Raw genomic sequence first — 19,838 nt, forward strand, 5'->3', positions numbered from 1 at the left:
TCGGATGCAGGTAACACGCCGCAGAAGGCGTGTCGAGAAGGCGGGCCTCGTCTTCCTCGGCCGGCGCATCGGCCGCCGGACCGCCCTGGTCACCGCGGGCCTCACCACCCTGGCGCTGGGCGCCACCGGCACGGCCTTCGCCCAGACCCACCAGTTCGGCACCGAACAGGTCGGCCAGAGCACCGACAAGGGCCAGGTCATCTCCAGCGACCAGTACCTCGCCCCGTACGGCACCCGTACGGTCATCGACAACGGCAAGATCATGTCGTCCGCGGTCAGCCCGGACGGCACCCACCTGGCGGCCGCGGTCACCGACGGCGGGGTCGCGCTGACGGTCCTGGACCTGAAGACCTGGAAGGTGCAGCAGGTCGTCGGCAACTCCGCCGCCGCGGACCTGCGGATCAGCGGCAACGACGTGGGCCAGGAGGGCCCGACGTACTCGCCCGACGGCAAGCAGCTGTGGCTCGGCCAGACCGACGGCTACACCCGCTTCACGGTGAACACCGACGGCACCCTGGCCGACCCGGTGGCCGTCAAGATCCCGGCGGACGGCGCCAAGCACGCGCTGGTCGGCGCGGCCGTCTTCTCGGCCGACGGCTCGACCGTCTACTCCGCGGTCAACGGCCAGAACCGGGTGGTCGCCATCGACGCGGCCACCGGCACGATCGAGCAGAGCTGGGCGGTCGGCAACGCGCCCCGCGACATCCTGCGGGTCGGCGGCAAGCTGTACGTCAGCAACGAGGGCGGCCGCCCGGCGAAGAGCGGCGACACCACCCTCAACTCGTACAACACCCAGGTCCCGGCGAGCCCGGTGACCGGCGCCACCACCACCGGCACCGTCAGCGTCATCGACCTGGCCAAGCCCGCCGCCGCCCCGGCGAGCATCACCGTCGGCCTGCACCCGACCGCGCTGTACGCGAAGAAGGGCGCGGTGTTCGTCACCGACACCGCCTCCAACGACGTGTCGGTGATCGACACCGCCCGCGGCAAGGTCGTGCAGACCATCGCCACCCGGCCCTGGCCCGAGGCGACGGTCGGCTACGAGCCCGACGCGGTCACGCTCACCGACGACGGCCACCTGCTGGTCACCCTCGGCCGCGCCAACGCGGTCGCCGTCTACCGCTACCACAGCGCGCAGGAGCCGGTCAGCTACGTGGGCCTGCTGCCGACCGACTACTTCCCCGCGGAGATCGCGACCGTCGGCAAGCAGGTGGTGGTCTCCAACACCCGCGGCATCGACGCCCGCCGCCCCACCACCAGCGCCGGCCACGCCACCCACGACACCACCTCCAGCCTGACCCACTTCACGCTGCCGAGCGACAACGCGATCCGGGCCCAGACCGCCAAGGTCTTCCAGCAGAACGGCTGGACCAGCACCGACGTCCAGCTCGCCAAGGGCCGCAAGGCGAAGGCCGTGCCGGTCCCGGCCCGGCTGGGCGACCCGTCGACGATCAAGCACGTCTTCCTGATCGTCAAGGAGAACCGCACCTACGACCAGCTCTACGGCGACATGGCGCAGGGCAACGGCGACCCGGCGCTCACCGAGTTCGGCGAGAACGTGACGCCCAACCAGCACGCCCTGGCAACGCAGTTCGGGCTCTACGACAACACCTACGACATCGGCACCAACTCCGCCGAGGGCCACAACTGGCTGATGCAGGCGGACAACCCGGAGTACACCGAGTCCTCCGCCGGTGAGTACACCCGCAGTTACGACACCGAGGACGACGCGCTCGGCCACCAGAAGAGCGGCTTCCTGTGGACCGGCGCGCAGGCGGCCGGCAAGACGGTGCGCGACTTCGGCGAGTTCCAGCAGTTCCTGACCAAGCCGGCCGACGCGACGTGGCAGAACCTCTACTGCGACGCGAAGAACATGAAGGCGACCGGCCAGAACACCGCCTACCCGCTCGACTCGTCCTCGCCGATCCCGTCGCTCAACAACGTGTCGGTGCCCGGCTTCCCGAAGTTCGACACCAGCGTCCCGGACATCTACCGGGAGCAGATCTGGCAGCAGGACTTCGAGAAGAACGGCCCGGCCGACCTCAACATGTTCTGGCTGTCCAGCGACCACACCGGCGGCCCGGCCAGCCCGGCCGCGCAGGTCGCCGACAACGACCTGGCCGTGGGCCGGATCGTCGACACCATCTCGCACAGCTCCTACTGGAAGGACTCGGCGATCTTCGTCGTCGAGGACGACTCGCAGGCGGGCCTGGACCACGTCGACGGCCACCGCGCGCCGATCCAGATCATCAGCCCCTACGCCCAGCACGGCGTGGTGGACGACCACTACTACTCGCAGATCACGATGATCCGCACCATCGAGCAGATCCTCGGCATCCACCCGATGAACCAGAAGGACAGCGCCGCCAGCCCGATGACGGCCGCGTTCACCGCCAAGCCGGACTACACGCCGTTCACCGCGGTGCCCAACCGCACCTCGCTGACCGACGGCCTGAGCACCGCGCCGTCCTGCGGCGTGGACACCCCGGCCGCGCAGGACCCGACCGCCGCGGCCGTGCCGAAGGCGAGCGTGCCGGCGGCCGAGAAGTCGGTGGCCGCGCAGTGGAACACATGGAAGTCGAAGCAGCGGCTGACCGGGCCCAACGCGGTGCCCGACTACGCGCCGCCCGCCCAGATGAACCACCTCACCTGGTACCAGACGCACAACTGGACCACGCCGTACCCCGGTGAGAGCAGGATCTACGCCCCGAACGACGTGCCGGGCGCTTACATCCCCTCCTCGGACAACGACGACTGACCGGCGCCACCGCTACGACCGGGCCCCGGCCGGCATCGCGCCGGCCGGGGCTTTGCCGTCCCCGCCGTCCCCGCCGTCCCCGCGCTCGCGGCGGCGGTCAGCGCGGCGCGAGGACCTGCTCGGTCCAGATGGTCTTGCCCTCGGGCGTGTAGCGGCTGCCCCAGCGGTGGGTGAGCTGCGCGATCAGGAACAGGCCGCGGCCGCCCTCGTCGGTCAGCCGGGCCCGCCGCAGATGCGGCTGGGTCTGGCTGGGGTCGGAGACCTCGCAGATCAGCCGCTGGTCCCTGATCAGCCGGACGGTGATGGGGGAGCCCGCGTACCGGATCGCGTTGGTGACCAGCTCGCTGACGATCAGCTCGGTGCTGAACGCCAGCTCGTCCAGGTCCCAGGCGGCCAGCTGCGCGGTAACGCCGGAGCGCACCTCGGCGACCGCCTCGGGCCCCGCGGTCACCCGCCACCCGGCGGTCCGGTCGCTCGGCAGCTCCCTGGTCCGGGCGAGCAGCAGCGTCTGGTCGTGGTCGGGCGCCGGGTCGGAGAGCCGGCCGAGCAGTTCGCGCCCCGCGTCCGCCATCGGCCGGCCGGACGCCGCCGCCGAGCGCGCCACCTCCTCGACCGCGGCCCGCCGGCGGGCCGCGGCCGGGTCGTCCCACACCTGCGCGGCGTCGCTGTGGAAGGCCAGCACGTCCCCGGCGGACAGCAGCAGCTCGGTCATCTCGAACGGGCCGCCGCCGGTGCCCAGCGGCGGCCCGGCACTGACCTCGACCTGCTCCACCGCGGCCGGCTCGCCGCCGGCCCCGCCCCGCACCAGCACCGGCCCGACGTGGCCCGACGACGCGACCAGGCAGCGGCCGGTCAGCGGGTCGTAGGTGGCGTAGACGCAGGACGCGCCGCGCAGCGCGGTCTCGATGCCCGCGTGCACCGGGTCGTTGTCCTCGGTGCTCGCGAAGCGCACCACCAGGTCGTCCAGATGGCTGAGGAGTTCGTCGGGCGCCGGGTCGAGGTCGGCGAGCGTGCCCACCGCGGCCCGCAGCCGGCCCATCGCGGCGGTCGCGCCGAGCCCGTGCCCGGGCACCCGGCCGACCAGGAACGCCACCCGGGCGGAGGACAGTTCGATGACGTCGAACCAACTCCCGCCGATGCCCTCGGGGGTGCCGCTGGGGACGTACACGCCGGACGTCTCGGCGGCCGTGCTGTCGCCCACCACCCTTGGCAGCAGGCTGCGTTGCAGCGTCTCGACGGTGCGCCGCTCCTTGGTGTAGCGGCGCGCGTTGTCGATGCTGAGGGCGGCGCGCGAGGCGATCTCGTCGGCCAGCGCGGCGTCCGACTCGTCGAACCGGCGCCGCGTGCCGATCCGCCACAGCAGCACCGTGCCGAGCACCAGACCGCGCGCCTGCACCGGCATCAGCAGCAGCGAGCTGGCATCGCGCGGCAGCGACCGCCGGACCATCTCCTCCTCCGGCAGCAGCGCCCGCAGGTCGGCGAGGTCGGAGAGCACCCCGGAAGCGCCGTGCCGCACCTGCTGGCTCGCGTCGCTGCCGATGGTGAGCGTGGCGCCGGGCGGATAGAGCTCGGGCGGCCACGCGCCGGCGCCGGCCACGGCCACCCGGCGCAGCGGCGTGTCCCCGGTGAACGGGCCGGGCTCCTCGCCCTGGAGCACCGACACGGTCAGGTCGACCGCGGCCAGGTCCGCGAAGGCGGGTACGAGCACGTCGGCCAGGTCCTCGGCGTTGCGGGCGACGTCCAGCGAGCCGCCGATCGCGGCGGCGGACGCGTACCGCAGACCGGACGGCTGCGCGTCGCCCTCGTCCGCGGTGGCCAGCCGCGGCAGCCGCAGCGGGCCGTCCTCGGCGCGCGGCCCGTCGCCGTCGGCGCCCGCCGCGTCCGGCTCCGCCAGGCCGCCGGAACCCGGCGGGCCGCCCTGCGCCATCCGCAGCAGCAGCGGCGGGCCGTGCGCGCTCTCCGGCGCCAGCACCGACACCCGCAGCCGCACGTGGAGCGTCCCGCCGCCCGGCCGCAGCAGCACCACCCCGCCGGTGTTCTGCCGGCCCTCCAGCGCCCCCGACCTCAGCACCGGCCAGGTCTCCGGGTTCTCGAACAGCTCGGTGACGTCCCGGCCGCACAGCGTGTCCGCGGCGCAGCCGAACAGCGCCGCGGCCCGCCGGGTGCAGCTCACGACGGTGCCGCGGGCGTCCACCACCAGCGCCGCGTCGCCCCGCGCCCGGCGCACCGCTTCCTCCGGCCCGGCGGCGTCGGTCGTTCGCCCAGGCCCGCTCGAACCCATACGCCCATTGAAACGCGCCCCCCTCCGGCCCGCGCGCCGGAGAAGCCGCACCCCCGCCCGCGGCGGCCCGGAGCTCGTACGGGGAGGCGTTGTGGGCTCGGATAGGGCTCGGATCAAGCCCCTGCTACGGCACCTGTCTCAGCAGGGGGCGGAGCCGCCTGCCCCGCACCCGCACTGCGCAATCTTTCTGCAAGTCGAGGAAAACTGTTGCAGCACGTCTTGACGGCACCGCCGCTCCGGAGCATGGTCTACCTCGCGTTCAACCGCCGTGCCCGTCACGGCGGTTGGCTGCGGCGGCCCACGGGAGGGCCGCCGGACCGCTCGTCCGAGGCGCGTCGGAGCCGGGTGGTCGCGTACGCAGGCCGTAGTCCGCCACGATCAGCGGGAGCCCTCCATGCTTCGCTCACCAGACCGCGCCGATCCCCCCCACGGCGCGGAACCGCCCACCGCGCAACCCCCCGCGCAACCCCCCACCCCGCAACTCCCCTCCGCACGACCGCCGTCCGCCCGCTCGCGGGTCCGCCGGGCGCTGCTCGCCGCCGCCGCGCTCGTGGCCGGCTCGGTGGTACCGCTCGCCGCCGTCCAGGGCACCGCGCACGCCGGCCCCGCCACCGCGGCGGCCACCGGCGGCAACGGCAGCGACGTGACCGCCAACCTCTTCATGTGGAACTGGCCGTCGGTGGCCAGCGAGTGCACCACCGAACTCGGCCCGAAGGGCTACGGATCGGTGCTCGTCTCCCCGCCGGAGGACTCGATCCGGCTGTCCGGCTCGCACCCGTGGTGGGAGATCTACCAGCCGGTCGGCTACGACCTGAACAGCCGGATGGGCACCGAGGCGCAGTTCGAGGCGATGGTCTCCGCCTGCCACGCCGCCGGGGTCAAGGTCTACGCCGACGCGGTGATCAACCACATGTCCGGCAACGACCAGTCGAGCACCGACTCCTACGGCGGCGACAGCTTCGACGTCGGCGCGAAGACCTACGGCGAAGTCCCGTACGGCCCCTCGGACTTCCACACCTCGCCGGCCAACTGCCCCAACTCCGACCTGGCCATCGACGACTGGAACAGCCAGACCCAGGTCCAGGAGTGCGACCTGTCCAACCTCGCCGACCTCTACACCGAGACCGACGACGTGCGGGGCAAGATCGCCGGCTACCTCAACAAGCTGATCGGCTACGGCGTCGACGGCTTCCGGGTCGACGCCGCCAAGCACATCAACCAGTCCGACCTGGCGAACATCGAGTCCCGGCTCTCCGACACCCAGTGGGGCGCGCGGCCCTACGTCCTCCAGGAGGTCGCGCTCGGCGGCAGCGGCAACCTCGCGCCGTCCGCGTTCGAGTCCAACGGCAGCGTGATCGGCTTCGACTACGCCAACGCGATGAAGTCGCAGTTCCAGGGGAACATCGCGAACCTCAGGACGTTCGGACAGAGTTGGGGCCTGGAGCCGTCCGACAAGGACGGCGCGATGGTCACCAACCACGACACCGAGCGCAACGGCAGCACCCTGAACTACAAGAACGGCTCGCAGTACACGCTGGCCACCGAGTTCATGCTCGCCTGGGGATACGGCGCCCCGACGGTGTACTCCGGTTTCGCGTTCAACAGCTCCGACGACTCCCCGCCGGCCGACGGCAACGGCTTCGTCACCGGCACCGACTGCTCCTCCGCCGCCTGGGTGTGCACCGACCGGGTGCAGGGCATCGCGAACATGGTCGGCTGGCACAACGCAGCCCAGGGCCAGAGCGTCGCCAACTGGTGGGACAACGGCGCCGACGCGATCGCCTTCAGCCGCGGCGACCAGGCGTGGATCGGCATCGACAACGGCGATTCCGCGGTCACCGAGACCTTCACCACCGGCCTGGCCGCGGGCACGTACTGCGACGTCATCCACGGCGACCCCACCTCCTCCGGCGGCTGCACCGGGTCCACCGTCACCGTCGGCCAGGACGGCACCGCCACGGTGACCGTGCCCGCCCACGACTCGGTGGCCCTCTACCAGGCCGGCACCGCCACCACCACGCCCCCGACCAGCCCGCCGACCGGCACCGTCGCCGAGACGTTCCACGAGACCGAGGCCGCGCCGTCGGGCGAGCAGGTCTACGTGGCCGGGTCGATCGCCGGACTGGGGGAGTGGGACACCGGCCGGGCCGTCGCGCTGGACTCCACCGACGGCACCGACTGGAGCGCCACCGTGGACCTCCCCGCGAACACGTCCTTCGAGTACAAGTACATCCTCAAGGACGCCTCGGGGAACGTCACATGGGAGTCGGGCGACAACCGCACCGCCGACACCGGCGGCTCCGGCGGCACCCTGGACGACACCTGGAAGTAGCGCCGCGCAGGCACGAGGACGCGCGCACCCCGGTTCGCCCGGACGGGCGAACCGGGGCCGCGGTCCGGTTGCGGGGGCGGCAGGCGCGGCCTTGACTGCTGCTGATACCTGCCGGACGGTGAGAGGAGCACGGGGATGCTGTCGGTCCGCAGCCTGTTCACGTCGATCGTGGACAACGACGACTCCTACCGGCTCTTCTGCTCCATCGCCGCCAGCGGGGAGGCGCAGGGCGGCTGGGAGAACGGCCGGATCGCCGCGCTGGTGCCGCCCTCGCAGCGTGAGCTGGCCCCGAAGATCGCCCGGCACGGCGCCGACGAGGACAAGCACGGCCGCATCTTCACCGCGCTGCTGCGCAAACGCGGGCTGGAGCCGGTGCCGGTGCCCGCCGACACCGACTACACGATGCTGCTGGAGCGCGCCGGGATCGGGCTCGCCCACAGCCGGCTGCGGCGCGACGAGGCGCTGAGCGAGCAGGACATCGTCACGTACCTCGCGCACAGCCGGGTCACCGAGCAGCGCGCGTCCGAGCAGATGGCCGTGCTGCTGCGGTACTTCGCCGGGCACCCCGAGATCGGCCGCGCGATGCGGGTCATCTCGCGCGACGAGGACAACCACCTCGCCTACTGCCACGAGGAGTTGCTGCGGCTGGCCGCCGCCGGGCACGGCCGCGCCATCCACCGCGTGCTGCGCGCTTGCGCGCACGCCGAGATCCGGGTGCACCGCGACGTGAGCCTGGCGGTGATGGCCCGCATGGGCCGCATCCTGCACTGGCCCGCGCCCACCGCGGCGCTGCTGCGCTTCGGCATCCACCTCACCTACCTCTACGACCGCCTCCACGGCTGGCGCCGCATGACCACGCTCACCATGCCCGCCCGCCGCAACGCCCTCGGCACCACCCCGGCCGCGGCGCCGCAGACCGCCGTCTGACCCCCGTACGGCGGCCGCGCTTATATGAGGAGCCGTCCCCCGGGGGACACGGATAGCCTGCGGGGCATGGGCGAGGGTGTGGACACGCGGATCGGGCCGCCGAGCTTCGGCTCGGAGCAGGAGACGCTGCGGGCGTTCCTGGACTACCAGCGGGCGACGCTGGCGATGAAGTGCGAGGGGCTGGACGACGAGCAGTTGCGGCGGCGGTCGATGCCGCCGTCGGCCTTGACGCTGCTCGGCCTGGTCCGCCACATGGCCGAGGTCGAACGGACCTGGTTCCGCCGCGTCTTCGAGGACCCCGGCGCCCCGATGGTGTGGGCGAAGGAGGGCGAGGTCGACTTCCAGGCGGCGTACGACGCGAGCGCGTCGACCCGGGCCGAGGCGTTCCCGGTGTGGGAGGCCGAGGTCGCCGCGTCCCGGCGGATCGAGGCGGCGGCCGCGTCCCTGGACGTGGTCGGCCACCAGCCCCGGTGGGAGGAAGACGTGAGCCTGCGGATGGTGATGGTGCACGTGTTGCTGGAGTACGGGCGGCACAACGGGCACGCGGACTTCCTGCGCGAAGGAGTCGACGGGACCGTGGGGGCGTAGGGGTAAGGGGATCGTAAACTCCCCTGGTGGACATATCCCCGCCGCCGCCCCCCGAGGACCTTCCGCCGCCGCCTCCCGCACCCGCCCCGCCCTACTCCGGCTCGGGATCGCCGTACGACTCCGGCGCGGCGTACGGTGCCGGGCAGCCGCCCTACGGGCAGCCTTCGCCGTACGCATCGGACGGTGCGCCGCCCCACGGCGCGGGCCCGGGGCCCTACCCGCAGCAGCCGAACCCGTACCAGAACCCCAACCCGTACGCGGCGCCCGGCGGCCCGGGGCTGCCGGGGCCCTACCCGGCGCCGTACCCTTACCAGAATCCGCAGGGCTGGTACGCCGCCGAGCGCACCACCAACGGCCTGTCGATCGCCTCGCTGGTCACCTCGTTCACATGCGTGCCGCTGCTCGGTATCGGGCTGGGCATCGGCGGGCTGAAGCAGGGCCGGCGGCAGGGCCAGCGCGGCCGCGGGCTGGCCATCGCGGGCATCACGATCAACTCGGTCACGACCCTGCTCGTCGTGCTGCTGATCGTCCTCGGCGCGACCGGCGCGCTGGACGACGGCAACACCGAGGTCGCGGACATCAAGGCCGGCCAGTGCTTCAACACCACCGGGCACTCCCTGGAGGAGATCGAGCGCGGGGAGCGGGTGTCGCGCTCGGTGAACGTCGTCGACTGCGCCAAGCCGCACGACGCCGAGGCGTTCTACACCTACACGCTCGACCCGAGCACCAACGGCTCCTATCCGGGCGAGGCGGCGATCACCAGCGAGGCCCAGGCCACCTGCGGCAAGCAGATGGGCGAGTACCTGGACGGCCGCTCGCTGGACGACGGGATGCGGCTGTTCTTCTTCGGACCGCAGAAGTCCCTGTGGGACGACGGCGACCGCACGGTGACCTGCTTCTTCGGTGACGTCGACGCCAAGGTGACCGGTTCGGTGCGCGACGGCGGCGGCTCCTCGTCCGGCGGCAGCGGTGACGGGGGCTCCTCCGGCGGCGGTTCCTCGTCCGACGGGGGCTCCTCCGACGGCGGTTCGTCCGACGGCGGTTCGTCCGACGGCGGCGACGCGGGAGGAGTGGGCGTCTGACCGCTCACGCGAGCCCGCACCGAGCCCGGCGGCGGCACACGTCGGAGCACCTTCCGCTCTGATCCGGCCACCACACGCTGGGTGATATCCAGGGGAGGGCTTGCGGTTGCGCACCGAGGGTTGCCAAGCTGTCGCACACAGTCAACCCCTGGGAGGGGCACGTGGCCTTCGGTGAGCAGCCTGCCTACCTTCGTGTCGCCGGGGACCTGCGGCGCAAGATCCTCGACGGCACCCTGCCGCCGCACGCCCGCCTGCCCTCGCAGGCCCGTATCCGCAGCGACTACGGCGTCTCGGACACCGTGGCCCTGGAAGCCCGCAAGGTGCTGATGGCGGAGGGGTACGTCGAGGGCCGCTCCGGCTCCGGCACCTATGTGCGGGAGCGGCCCGAGCGGCGCAAGGTCGTCCGCAGCGGTTTCCGGCCGACCGGCGCGCCGAGCCCGTTCCGGCAGGAGCAGGCGGACGAGGCGCGCACCGGCAGCTGGGAGTCCCACAGCGTGCAGGGCCCGGCCTCGGCCGATGTTGCCGAGCGGTTGGGCATCCAGACCGGCGACCGGGTGATGTGCACCCGCTACCTCTTCCGCACCGAGGGTGAGCCGTCGATGCTCTCCACCTCGTGGGAGCCGCTGGCCCTGACCGCGCGCACCCCGGTGCTGCTGCCGGAGGAGGGGCCGGTCGGCGGCCAGGGCGTGGTGCCGCGGATGGCCGCGATCGACGTCCTGGTCGACCACATGGCCGAGGAGGTCGGCGCCCGCCCGGGCCTGGCCGAGGAGACCGCGGCGCTCGGCGGGGTGCCCGGGCACATCGTGATCGAGATCCGTCGCACGTACTTCGCGTCGGGCCGGCCGGTCGAGACGGCCGACGTGGTGATCCCGGCGGAGCGCTACCGCGCGGTCTACCACCTTCCGGTACGCTGACGGGCCGTCACGTTCCGGTCGAGCGGGTGGCCGAATCGATCTCTCTTCGTGTCAATCCGTACCCGCCGGGTGATCCTCGGGCGTAGGGTCGGGCATATGCGCGCCGCCGTTTCCCCGAGCACGGGGCCGGACCGGACGCGGTGGGCGGGCGCGAAGGAGGGGTGGCGCGGTGACGTCGGAGTTCGGTTGGGTCCTCATACGGCAGGATGAGGGCGGCAACCGCTACCGGGTGGGCCGGTATGCGACGCGCGCGGAGGCCGAGCGGGTGGCCGAGGCGCTGACCTATCCCGCCGACCGGGTCGGCCCGCCGCAGCAGTACGTGATCGAGCCGGTGGTGCCCCGCGCGGCCGACGCGTGAGGGCTCCCTCCGCGCGCACCCGCGCGTAAAGGGGCAATATCGGGTAAGAGGGGAAAACCTCTCACGGTGGCCGGGTGCGCCCATGCCCGGCCCGACCCGGTCGGGGGTGCGACGGATGAGCGCCAGCGGCGACGACCCGCGGACGCCGCCCGGCCACGCCCCGCCCGGCCACGCCCCGCCCAGCGGGCTCGAGGCGAGCGCCTTCGCCGGGCCGCGGGCGTCCGGGCCGCTGCTGGACACCCTGCGGGTCGCCGTCGTGATGCTGGACACCAGCGGCCGGGTGCTGCTGTGGAGCCCGCTGGCCGAAGAGGTCCTGGGCTGGGCCGGCGAGCACATCGTCGGCCGCAGGGTGGGCGGCCTTTTCGGCCCGCCCGAGCCCTTCCCCGAACCCGAGCCCTCCGCGGACGCACCGCCGCCGGCAGGCACCGCCGACGCACCGCCGTACGAGCAAGCCGCCGCGGACGCCCCGCCGCCGGAAGCCGCCGAGGACGCCCCGCCCGCCGCCACCGACGCGGCCCGCCCCGAGCAGATCATCGCCGAACTCCTGCGCACCGGCCGCTGGAGCGGCGTCCTGTCGCTGCGCCACCGCGACGGCCACACCGTGCAGGTCGACACCCGCACCAGCCTGCTCGTCGACGGCGACGGCCGCCCGTTCGTCCTCGCCTCCCTGGTGGAGACCAGCCGCCTGCGCACCCTGGAGCACGACCTCGCCTCCCTGGACGCCCTCTTCGACTCCTCCCCGCTCGGCGTCGCGATCCTCGACCGCGACCTGCGCTACGTACGGGTCAACGACGCGCTCGCCGCCATGAACGGCATGCCGCGCGAGGCGCACCTTGGCCTGCGCGTCAACGAACTGCTGGACGGCGCCACCGCCCGCGAACTGGCCACGATCCAGCAGCACGTCCTCCGGACCGGCAAGCCCGTGGTCGACGTGGTCGCCCCCGGCCCGGACGGCCGCGGCCACCGCTCGCTGTCCTACCACCGGCTGGTCGACCGGGCCGGGCGGGTACTGGGCGTCAGCGCCACCGTCATCGACGTCACCGAGCGGATGCAGGCCGCCGAGCGCGCCGAGCGCGCCCGCCGCCGGCTCGCGCTGCTCAACGACGTCGGCTCGCGGATCGCCGGCGTGCTGGACGTGCGCCGGATCGCCGAGATCTTCGCCGAGGTGCTGGTGCCCACCTTCGCCGAGTACGCCTCGGTGGTCCTGCACGCGCCGGTCGCCGTCGGCGGTGACCTGCCGCCCGCCGGGTTCCGCGAGAGCCAGCCGCTGCGGCAGTTCGGCGTCGGCGCGGTGCGCTGGACCCCGCCGGCCGAACGGATGCTGCAACGCGGCCAGTCGGTCGGCTTCACCCGGCGGTCCGTCTTCGGCACGGTGCTGGCCGGCGGCGAACCGGCGCTGCTCGACGGCGAGGAGCAGCTGCGCGCCACCACCTACCCCGGCGACCCCAAGGTGCTCGCCGCCCTGGAGCTGGGCGTCACCTCGGCGCTGGTGCTGCCGCTGCGCGCCCGCGGTGTGGTGCTCGGGCTGCTGATGCTCGCCCGGACCCGCGACCGCGAGCCCTTCGACCGGGACGACCTGGCGCTCGGCGTCGAACTCGCCGACCGGGCCGGCGCCGCCCTGGACAACGCGCGGCTGTACGTCCGCGAGCGCGAGGGCGCCCTCACCCTCCAGCGCAGCCTGCTGCCGCGCGCCCTGCCCGAGCCGCCGGGGGTGCGGATCGCCTACCGCTACGTGCCCGGCAGCAGCGGCGCGGAGGTCGGCGGCGACTGGTTCGACGTCATCCCGCTGGGTGGCGGCCGGCTCGCCTTCGTCGTCGGCGACGTGATGGGCCACGGCATGGTCGCCGCCGCCACCATGGGCCGGCTGCGCACCGCCGTCCGCACCCTCGCCGGACTCGACATGCCCCCCGACGAACTGCTGCGCCGGATCAACGAGTTGGGCGACGACCTATCCCAGGACCGGACCGAGGGCTGGATGGCCACCGCGGCGTACGCCGTCTACGACCCGGCGACCCGGCGCTGCGCGGTCGCCCTGGCCGGGCACCCGCCGCCGGTGCTGGTCGAGCACGGGGCCGACCCGGCGCGCTGCCTCGCCCGGGTCCTGGACCTGCCCACCGGGGTGCCACTGGGCGTGGGCGGCGTCCGCTTCGAGACCGCCGAACTCGACGTCCCCGACGGCGCGGTCCTGGTGCTCTACACCGACGGGCTGGTCGAGTCCCGCGGCCACGACATCGGCCAGGGCATCGAGCGGGTCCGGCGCACCCTGTGCGGGCGGACCGGCTCGCTGGAGGACACCTGCGACGCCCTGCTGGCCTCGATGGACCCCGACCGCGAGCCCGACGACGTGGCGCTGCTGCTGGCCCGCCTGGGCGGCCTGCCGGCCGGCTCCACCGTCGCCTGGACCTTCCCCGCCGAGGCCAGCGCGGTACGGCTGGCCCGCCGCCGGGTGCGCGACACCCTGGTCGCCTGGGGCCTGCCGTCGCTGTCGGACGTCACGGTGCTGCTCGTCAGCGAGCTGGTCACGAACTCCCTGCGGTACGCGCACGGTCCGATCGGGGTGCGGATGGTGCGCGGCGCCTCGCTGCTGGTGGAGGTCTCCGACCCGCTGCCGGACCCGCCGCGGGAGCGGGTGGCCGGCGAGGAGGACGAGGGCGGCCGCGGCCTGCAACTGGTGGCCGGCGCCTCCCGGCGCTGGGGCACCCGGCACGGATCGCTCGGCAAGACCGTCTGGTTCGAGCTGGCGTTGCCCTGACGCACCGGCATCCGGGGCACCATGGGCACGAGGGTTCGGAAGCCCTGTCGCGGGTATGCCGAAGGGGCGGGAGCGCGAGGTGCGACCGTGGTGTTCCGGGGATGGCCCCGCGCCCCAGGAGCTGAGATGATGCTGTGATCCACAAGACCGTGTGCTGGACGGTCCGCATGCTGAATACTCGGTTCCAACCGGTCCAAGTGTGCTGAGCTGGAGGGGTCGGGCGAGTGAGCGACATGCCAGCAGGGGCGGTTTCGCCCGGCGACGACGACGCGGACGCGGCACATGCCGGCGTCTGGCAGTCCAGCCCGCCCGGGTCCCTGTATGACTACATACGTGTCGCGTCCTTCTCCCTCGACCGCGAGGGCCGCATCGACCAGTGGAGCGAGCGCGCCACCGAGTTCTTCGGCCTGACCGCCGCCGAGGCCGTCGGCATGGACCCGATCGCCGCCTTCGCACCCCCGGACGTCCAGCCGCGCGCCCACGAGCGGCTCGCGCAGATCCTCGACGGCCGCGAGTGGCAGGGCCTGGTGCCCTACCGCGACGCGTCCGGCGCCGAGGGCCGCGCCGAGGTCTACGTCATGCCCGCCGACCACGGCGCGCTGTGCCTGGCGGTCGACGTCGCCGCGCTGCGCCAGATCGAGACGGACCTGGCCGCCTCCCAGGCCGTCTTCGGGCAGTCCCCGATGGGCTTCGTGCTCTTCGACACCCGGCTGCGCCTGGTCCGGGTCAACGAGCGCTTCGCCGCGGTCTTCGGCCGCCCCACCGAGCAGCCCGGCCGCGGCCCGCAGGACTTCCTGTCCCGGGTGGAGGCCGACCGGCTGTCCGCCGCGCTGCGGCAGGTGCTGGAGACCGGCGACGCGGTGCTGGACATGCCGCTGGTCGGGACCGTGCCCGGCGACCCGGCCCGCCGCCGCTGGTCCATCTCGCTTTACCGGCTGCACAGCAACTCCGGCCGCCCGATCGGCGTCGCCGGCCTGGCGATGGACGTCACCGGACGGCAGCGCGCCGAGCGCGAGGCCGCCCACGCCCGCCGCAACCTCGCGCTGCTCAACGAGGCCGGCTCGCGCATCGGCACCTCGCTCGACCTGGAGACCACCGCCCGCGAACTGCTCGACGTGGCGGTGCCGCACTTCTGCGACCTCGCCTCCGTGGACCTCTACCAGGCGCTGCTGTCCGGCGCGGAGGACCTGGCCGGCACCACCGACGGCAGCGGCGAGGTGCGCCGGGTCGCCTTCGCCAGTTCGGTGTCCGACGCCCCGGTGGCGATGGCCGGCGACGACGACGTGGAGCCCAGCGACGGACCGGTGTCGGTCGGCTCCGTGCACCGCTTCCGCTTCTCCTCCGCCGCCGCCCGCGCGCTGCGCACCGCCCAGCTCCAGGTACTCGACGGCGAGGGCGGCCACGACCTGGGCGGCACCCCGCTGGTCCAGTCCACGCTGGTGGTGCCGATGGTGGCCCGCGACACCGTGCTGGGCCTGGTGCAGTTCTCCCGGGCCAAGGGCAGCGAGCCGTTCACCGAGCGGGACCGGATGCTCGCCGAGGAACTGGCCGCCCGCGCCGCCATCTTCCTCGACAACGCCCGGCTCTACCGGCGCGAGCACGAACGCGCCCTGATCCTCCAGCGCAGCCTGCTGCCCCCGGACGACCCGGAGGCGACCGGCCTGGACATCGCCTGCCGCTACCTGCCCGGCAGCATGGAGACCGAGGTCGGCGGCGACTGGTTCGACGTCATCGAACTGCCCGGCCACCGCACCGCGCTGGTCGTCGGCGACGTGATGGGCCGCGGGCTGCGCGCGGCCGTCGCGATGGGCGAACTGCGCACCGCGGTGCGCACCCTGGCCATGCTCGACCTCGAACCGGCCGAGGTGCTCGGCGCGTTGGACGAGGTCGCCGAAGGGCTCGGCTCCTCCTCCGCCGGCCGCACCCGCCGCTCGAAGAACCCCGCCGACATGGACCTCGCCGAGGTCTACCTCGCCACCTGCATCTACGTCGTCTACGACGCGGTGACCCGCCGCTGCACCATCGCCAACGCCGGCCACCTGCCGCCGGTCCTGGTCGAACCGGGGGAGGACCCGCTGCTGCTCGAGGTGCCGCGCGGGGTGCCGCTGGGGGTGGGCAGCGAGCCGTTCGAGGAGGTCGAGGTCGAACTGCCCGAGGGCGCCCTGCTCGCCCTCTACACCGACGGGCTGGTCGAGTCCCGCAACCACCCGCTCGACGAGGGCCTGGACGCCTTCCGCGCCGCACTGGCCGGCCCGCAGCGGCCGCTGGAGGACGTCTGCGACCACGTCCTGGCCACCCTCGACACCGCCCACGGCGAGGACGACATCGCGCTGCTGACGGCCCGTATCCGCGGGCTGCCCGCCGACCAGGTCGGCGACTGGACGCTCGCACCGCAGCCCACCTCCGTCGCCCGCGCCCGCGAACTCGCCCGCGACCAGCTGCTGGACTGGGACCTGGGCGACCTGGTGGACACCACGGAACTGCTCGTCAGCGAACTGGTCACCAACGCCCTGCGGCACGGCTACGGCGACATACGGCTCCGGCTGCTGCTGGACCGCACCCTGGTCTGCGAGGTGTGGGACAACGCGCTGATGCAGCCGCGCCGCCGCCGCGCCCGGGACACCGACGAGGGCGGCCGCGGCCTGCAACTGGTCGCGATGCTCAGCCAGAGCTGGGGCAGCCGCCGCACCCACCGCGGCAAGACCGTCTGGTTCGAGCTGGCGCTGCGCGGCGGCGACCAGCCGGGGCCGGCCGGCCCGTCCGTGGACGACCTGCTCAGCATGTTCTGACCCCGCCGCACGCCCCGCCGCACGCCGGCTGCCGCACGGCGGGGCGTGTCAGGCGGCGCCGGACTTCAGGCGGGCCAGCCGGGCGTCGATCTCCGTGCGGTCGCCCAGGGCGTCCAGGGACTCGAACTGGGCGTCCAGCGAGGAGGCCGCCAGCTCCCGGCGGCCCTGCGCCCGCGCCTCCTCGCGCCGCACCTTGTCCTCGAAGCGGCCCAACTCGCTCGTCGGATCGAGCACGTTGACGCTCTTGACCGCGTCCATCATGGTGTTCTGCGCGTGCGCGCTGCGCGAACGGGCCACCAACTCGTCCCGCTTCGCCTGGAGCTGCCGCAGCCGCTCCCTCATGTCGTCCAGGCCGCCGCGGAGTTGGCCCACCACCTCGCGCTGCGAGGCGATCACCGGCTCTGCGGCCCGCGCCTCCTTCTCCGACTGGAGCTGCCGGCCGAGCGCCACCTTGGCGAGGTTGTCGAACCGGTCGGCCTCCTCGCTGCCGCCCGCGGCCCGCAGCTCGTCCGCCTTGCGGCTGGCCGCGGCCGCCTTGCCGCCCCACTCCGCCGCCGCGGACACGTCCTCGGCGTGGTCCTGCTCGGCCATCCGCAGCTGGCCGATGGTGCCGGCGACGGCGTCCTCGGCCTCCCGGATGTTGTCGGTGTACTCCCGGACGAGCTGGTCGATCATCTTCTGCGGGTCCTCGGCCTGGTCGAGGAGCGCGTTGATGTTCGCCTTGGCGAGCTGCGCCACCCGGCCGAGGATCGTCTGCTTCGTCATCGCCACTCCTTGGCTGACCTGGTGTCCACCTGGTGTCCTACGGTTCTCGATGTCCTGTGGGGGGAGGGCCGGGCGGTCTAGAACCTCCCGCCCCCGCCCATCCGGCCGCGGGTTCCGCCGCCGCCGAAGCTGCCCGGGCCCGCGCCGCCGCCCCTCCCGCTCCCGTACCCGCTGTAGCCGCCGTACCCGCCCATGCCGGCGCCGCGGCTGCGGCCCCCGCCGAGCAGGTCGCCCAGCAGGATGCCGCCGAGCACCGCGCCGCCGACCCCGGCCATGCCGCCCATGCCGCCGCCCGCGCCGCCGCGCCCGCGCCGCCCGCCGAAGCCGGAGACGTCGTCCTGGGCGTACGCCTGCGCCTCCCGCGCCAGCCGGTCCGCCTCGCGGGCGTGCTCCAGCGCCTGCCGCGGGTCGTCCGCCGCCAGCGCCTCCGCCCGGTGCAGCCGGCGCTCGGCCTCGGTCAGCCGGGTCCTGGCCCGGCTGCCGATCGCGCCGCGGTGCGTGGTGACCGTGTCCCGCGCCGCCGCGACCTCGCTGCGCGCCGCCAGCAGCGCCTGCTCCAGCAGCCCCGCGGTCCGGCGCTGCCCGGCCTCCTCCTCCCGGGCCCCGGCCAGCGCCCCGTCGAGCGCCGCGTCCGCCTCCTCCACCCGGCGCAGCGCCGCGATCGGGTCCGGCCGCCCCTGCGCCAGCTCCCCGCGCACCGCTGCCAGTACGCTCTCCACCCGCGCCACCCGCCCCCGCAGCTCCGCGTGCGCCAGCCCGCCCGCATCCCCTGCACCGCCCGCGCCGTTCGCGCCGCCCGCGCCGGGTCCGCCGAGGACCGCCCGGGCCTCGGCGAGGTCGGCCTCGGCCTCCGCCAGGGCCTCGGCCAGCTTCGTGTCGGCCGCGCGCAGCTCCTGCTCCCTGCGGATGACGGAGTCCGCGAGGACCGCCGCCTGGTCCAGCGCGCCCTCCGCGGCGCGGACGAAGACGGCCGCGCGGCCGTGGTCGGTGCCGATCGCCTCCTGCGCCTGCTCCAGGCTGGTGCGGGCGAAGCCCAGCCGGTCGCGGGCCTCGTGCGGGTGGCCGGCCACCGGCTCCAGCGCGGAGTCGGCGTACCGCTCGGCCAGCGGGCCCAGCGCGGCGGCCGCGGCGTCGATCCGGGCCGGCAGCGCCACCGCGGCCTCCTCGGCCCGCGCCAGCACCTGCGGCGCGTTCGCCTCCATCGCGCGCAGCCGGTCGAACGCCTCCGACTCCGCGTCCAGCCGCCGGTTCGCCTGGGTGCAGCGCGACAGGATCTCGCCGAGCATCTGCCGCCGGGTCTCGTCGTCCTCCGGGTACGCGTCGTCCAGCTTCTGCCGCAGCCGGAACGCCGCGGTCAGCTCGTCCTTGGCGTACTCCACCGCCTCGCCGAACGGCCGCGCCGCGTCATCCCCGAACTGCGCCGCCGCGAACCCCACGTCCTCCTCGCTGGTGCGCACCGCGTCGTCCGTGGCCACCAGCAGCTCGCGCGCCTGCGCGTCCAGCTCCGGCAGCGGCGTGACCGGCACCGGCTGCTTCGGCCGCGCCCGCCACTGCTCTGCGCCCTGCCCTGCGGAGGTGCGCACCGGCCGCTGCTGCGCCGCCCGCCTGCGGTACGCCCATATGCCCAGCAGCAGCGCCGCGCCCAGCGCGACCACCGGAATCCACACCGAACCGGTCGAGCGGCTGTGCGCGCCGCCCGGGTCCGCCGCGCCCGGGGTGATCACCGGGGCGGCGACGGGGCCGCCGCCGAGCACCGCGTCGTAGCCGTTCGCGGCGCCGACCGCCGCGCCCGCCCAGTCGTTCTGCCGCAGCGCCGGCTCGATCGCCCGGTCGTTCACCTCGTCGATCTGCTGCTGGGACAGCCCCGACTGCTGGTCGGCGGAGACGGCGTACTGCCGGTCGCGGGTGGCCACCGCCAGCAGGACGTCCTTGCGGCCCAGCCCGTTGCGCTCCGCGGTCGCGTCCGCCCAGTCCTGCGGGGAGGCACCGGAGAAGCCGTTGACGTAGACCGTGAAGAGCTGCACCCGGTGCTGGTCGTAGAGCCGGTCGAGTGCCAGGCGCACCTCGCCGGCCCGGTCCTGGAGGGCGTCCACCTGGTCGGTGACCTGCCCGGTCCTGGCCAGGGGTATCGGCGTGTCGGCGGCCGCCGGCGGCGACAGGACCCCGCCCACCGCCAGAGCGGCCAGCACGGCCAGGGCGGCGGCCGGCGACTTACGTGTGTGGCGCACCGCGTTGCCTCCCGCTGTCCGCGCCACGGCCCACCGCGTGGCTCTTTTCGGGAGCGTATGTGCG

The 19,838-nt window shown here is 74.2% G+C and carries 12 protein-coding genes; 9 read left to right on the top strand and 3 right to left on the bottom strand.

Annotation, left to right across the window (positions count from 1 at the left end; all coding sequences use genetic code 11):
• Window positions 1-4: 4 nt before the first annotated feature.
• Window positions 5-2,758, top strand: a complete 2,754-nt coding sequence (locus tag AC3EVP_RS03135) for a bifunctional YncE family protein/alkaline phosphatase family protein (RefSeq protein ID WP_435125708.1) — start codon at window positions 5-7, stop codon at window positions 2,756-2,758.
• A 97-nt stretch (window positions 2,759-2,855) separates the two neighbouring features.
• On the opposite strand, the gene AC3EVP_RS03140 is transcribed toward AC3EVP_RS03135, so the two are convergent.
• Entirely contained in the window at window positions 2,856-5,039 is a 2,184-nt protein-coding gene (locus AC3EVP_RS03140; protein ID WP_435125711.1) for an ATP-binding SpoIIE family protein phosphatase, read from the bottom strand.
• Between the two features lie 394 nt (window positions 5,040-5,433).
• Here AC3EVP_RS03140 and AC3EVP_RS03145 point away from each other — a divergent pair, with 394 nt between their 5' ends.
• The 8 genes from AC3EVP_RS03145 (at window position 5,434) to AC3EVP_RS03180 (ending at window position 16,781) form a co-directional block, all read left to right on the top strand.
• Complete coding sequence (locus tag AC3EVP_RS03145) at window positions 5,434-7,371, top strand: carbohydrate-binding module family 20 domain-containing protein (RefSeq protein ID WP_435125714.1); 1,938 nt, start codon at window positions 5,434-5,436, stop codon at window positions 7,369-7,371.
• A 135-nt stretch (window positions 7,372-7,506) separates the two neighbouring features.
• Complete coding sequence (locus AC3EVP_RS03150) at window positions 7,507-8,298, top strand: ferritin-like domain-containing protein (protein WP_435125717.1); 792 nt, start codon at window positions 7,507-7,509, stop codon at window positions 8,296-8,298.
• Between the two features lie 66 nt (window positions 8,299-8,364).
• Window positions 8,365-8,886 (top strand): DinB family protein, encoded by a 522-nt coding sequence (locus tag AC3EVP_RS03155; RefSeq protein WP_435125720.1) that lies wholly within the window; start codon window positions 8,365-8,367, stop codon window positions 8,884-8,886.
• Window positions 8,887-8,912: 26 nt separating this feature from the next.
• Window positions 8,913-9,968: a DUF4190 domain-containing protein gene (locus AC3EVP_RS03160; protein ID WP_435125723.1), complete on the top strand. Its 1,056-nt coding sequence runs from the start codon at window positions 8,913-8,915 to the stop codon at window positions 9,966-9,968.
• Between the two features lie 161 nt (window positions 9,969-10,129).
• The gene (locus AC3EVP_RS03165; protein ID WP_435125726.1) at window positions 10,130-10,882 is read left to right on the top strand and encodes a GntR family transcriptional regulator; all 753 of its coding nucleotides are present in this window, start codon (window positions 10,130-10,132) and stop codon (window positions 10,880-10,882) included.
• A 169-nt stretch (window positions 10,883-11,051) separates the two neighbouring features.
• A complete protein-coding gene (locus AC3EVP_RS03170; RefSeq protein ID WP_335980649.1) occupies window positions 11,052-11,240 on the top strand; it encodes an SPOR domain-containing protein in 189 nt (62 codons plus the stop codon).
• A 115-nt stretch (window positions 11,241-11,355) separates the two neighbouring features.
• Window positions 11,356-13,992: a SpoIIE family protein phosphatase gene (locus tag AC3EVP_RS03175; protein ID WP_435125730.1), complete on the top strand. Its 2,637-nt coding sequence runs from the start codon at window positions 11,356-11,358 to the stop codon at window positions 13,990-13,992.
• Between the two features lie 224 nt (window positions 13,993-14,216).
• A complete protein-coding gene (locus tag AC3EVP_RS03180; RefSeq protein WP_435125733.1) occupies window positions 14,217-16,781 on the top strand; it encodes a SpoIIE family protein phosphatase in 2,565 nt (854 codons plus the stop codon).
• Between the two features lie 48 nt (window positions 16,782-16,829).
• Here AC3EVP_RS03180 and AC3EVP_RS03185 read toward each other — a convergent pair whose 3' ends face one another.
• On the bottom strand, window positions 16,830-17,546 hold the full coding sequence (locus AC3EVP_RS03185) for a PspA/IM30 family protein (protein WP_335980643.1): 717 nt from the start codon (window positions 17,544-17,546) through the stop codon (window positions 16,830-16,832).
• Between the two features lie 77 nt (window positions 17,547-17,623).
• The gene (locus AC3EVP_RS03190) at window positions 17,624-19,774 is read right to left on the bottom strand and encodes a TPM domain-containing protein (RefSeq protein WP_435125735.1); all 2,151 of its coding nucleotides are present in this window, start codon (window positions 19,772-19,774) and stop codon (window positions 17,624-17,626) included.
• Window positions 19,775-19,838: the final 64 nt, after the last annotated feature.

This window comes from Actinacidiphila sp. bgisy144 (assembly GCF_057708105.1).

Bases quoted from the DNA above. Each gene is read 5' to 3' on its own strand.
- AC3EVP_RS03155 (WP_435125720.1), top strand. From the start codon at position 8,365: ATGGGCGAGGGTGTGGACACGCGGATCGGGCCGCCGAGCTTCGGCTCG.
- AC3EVP_RS03140 (WP_435125711.1), bottom strand. From the start codon at position 5,039: ATGGGTTCGAGCGGGCCTGGGCGAACGACCGACGCCGCCGGGCCGGAG.
- AC3EVP_RS03185 (WP_335980643.1), bottom strand. From the start codon at position 17,546: ATGACGAAGCAGACGATCCTCGGCCGGGTGGCGCAGCTCGCCAAGGCG.
- AC3EVP_RS03150 (WP_435125717.1), top strand. From the start codon at position 7,507: ATGCTGTCGGTCCGCAGCCTGTTCACGTCGATCGTGGACAACGACGAC.
- AC3EVP_RS03175 (WP_435125730.1), top strand. From the start codon at position 11,356: ATGAGCGCCAGCGGCGACGACCCGCGGACGCCGCCCGGCCACGCCCCG.
- AC3EVP_RS03145 (WP_435125714.1), top strand. From the start codon at position 5,434: ATGCTTCGCTCACCAGACCGCGCCGATCCCCCCCACGGCGCGGAACCG.
- AC3EVP_RS03135 (WP_435125708.1), top strand. From the start codon at position 5: ATGCAGGTAACACGCCGCAGAAGGCGTGTCGAGAAGGCGGGCCTCGTC.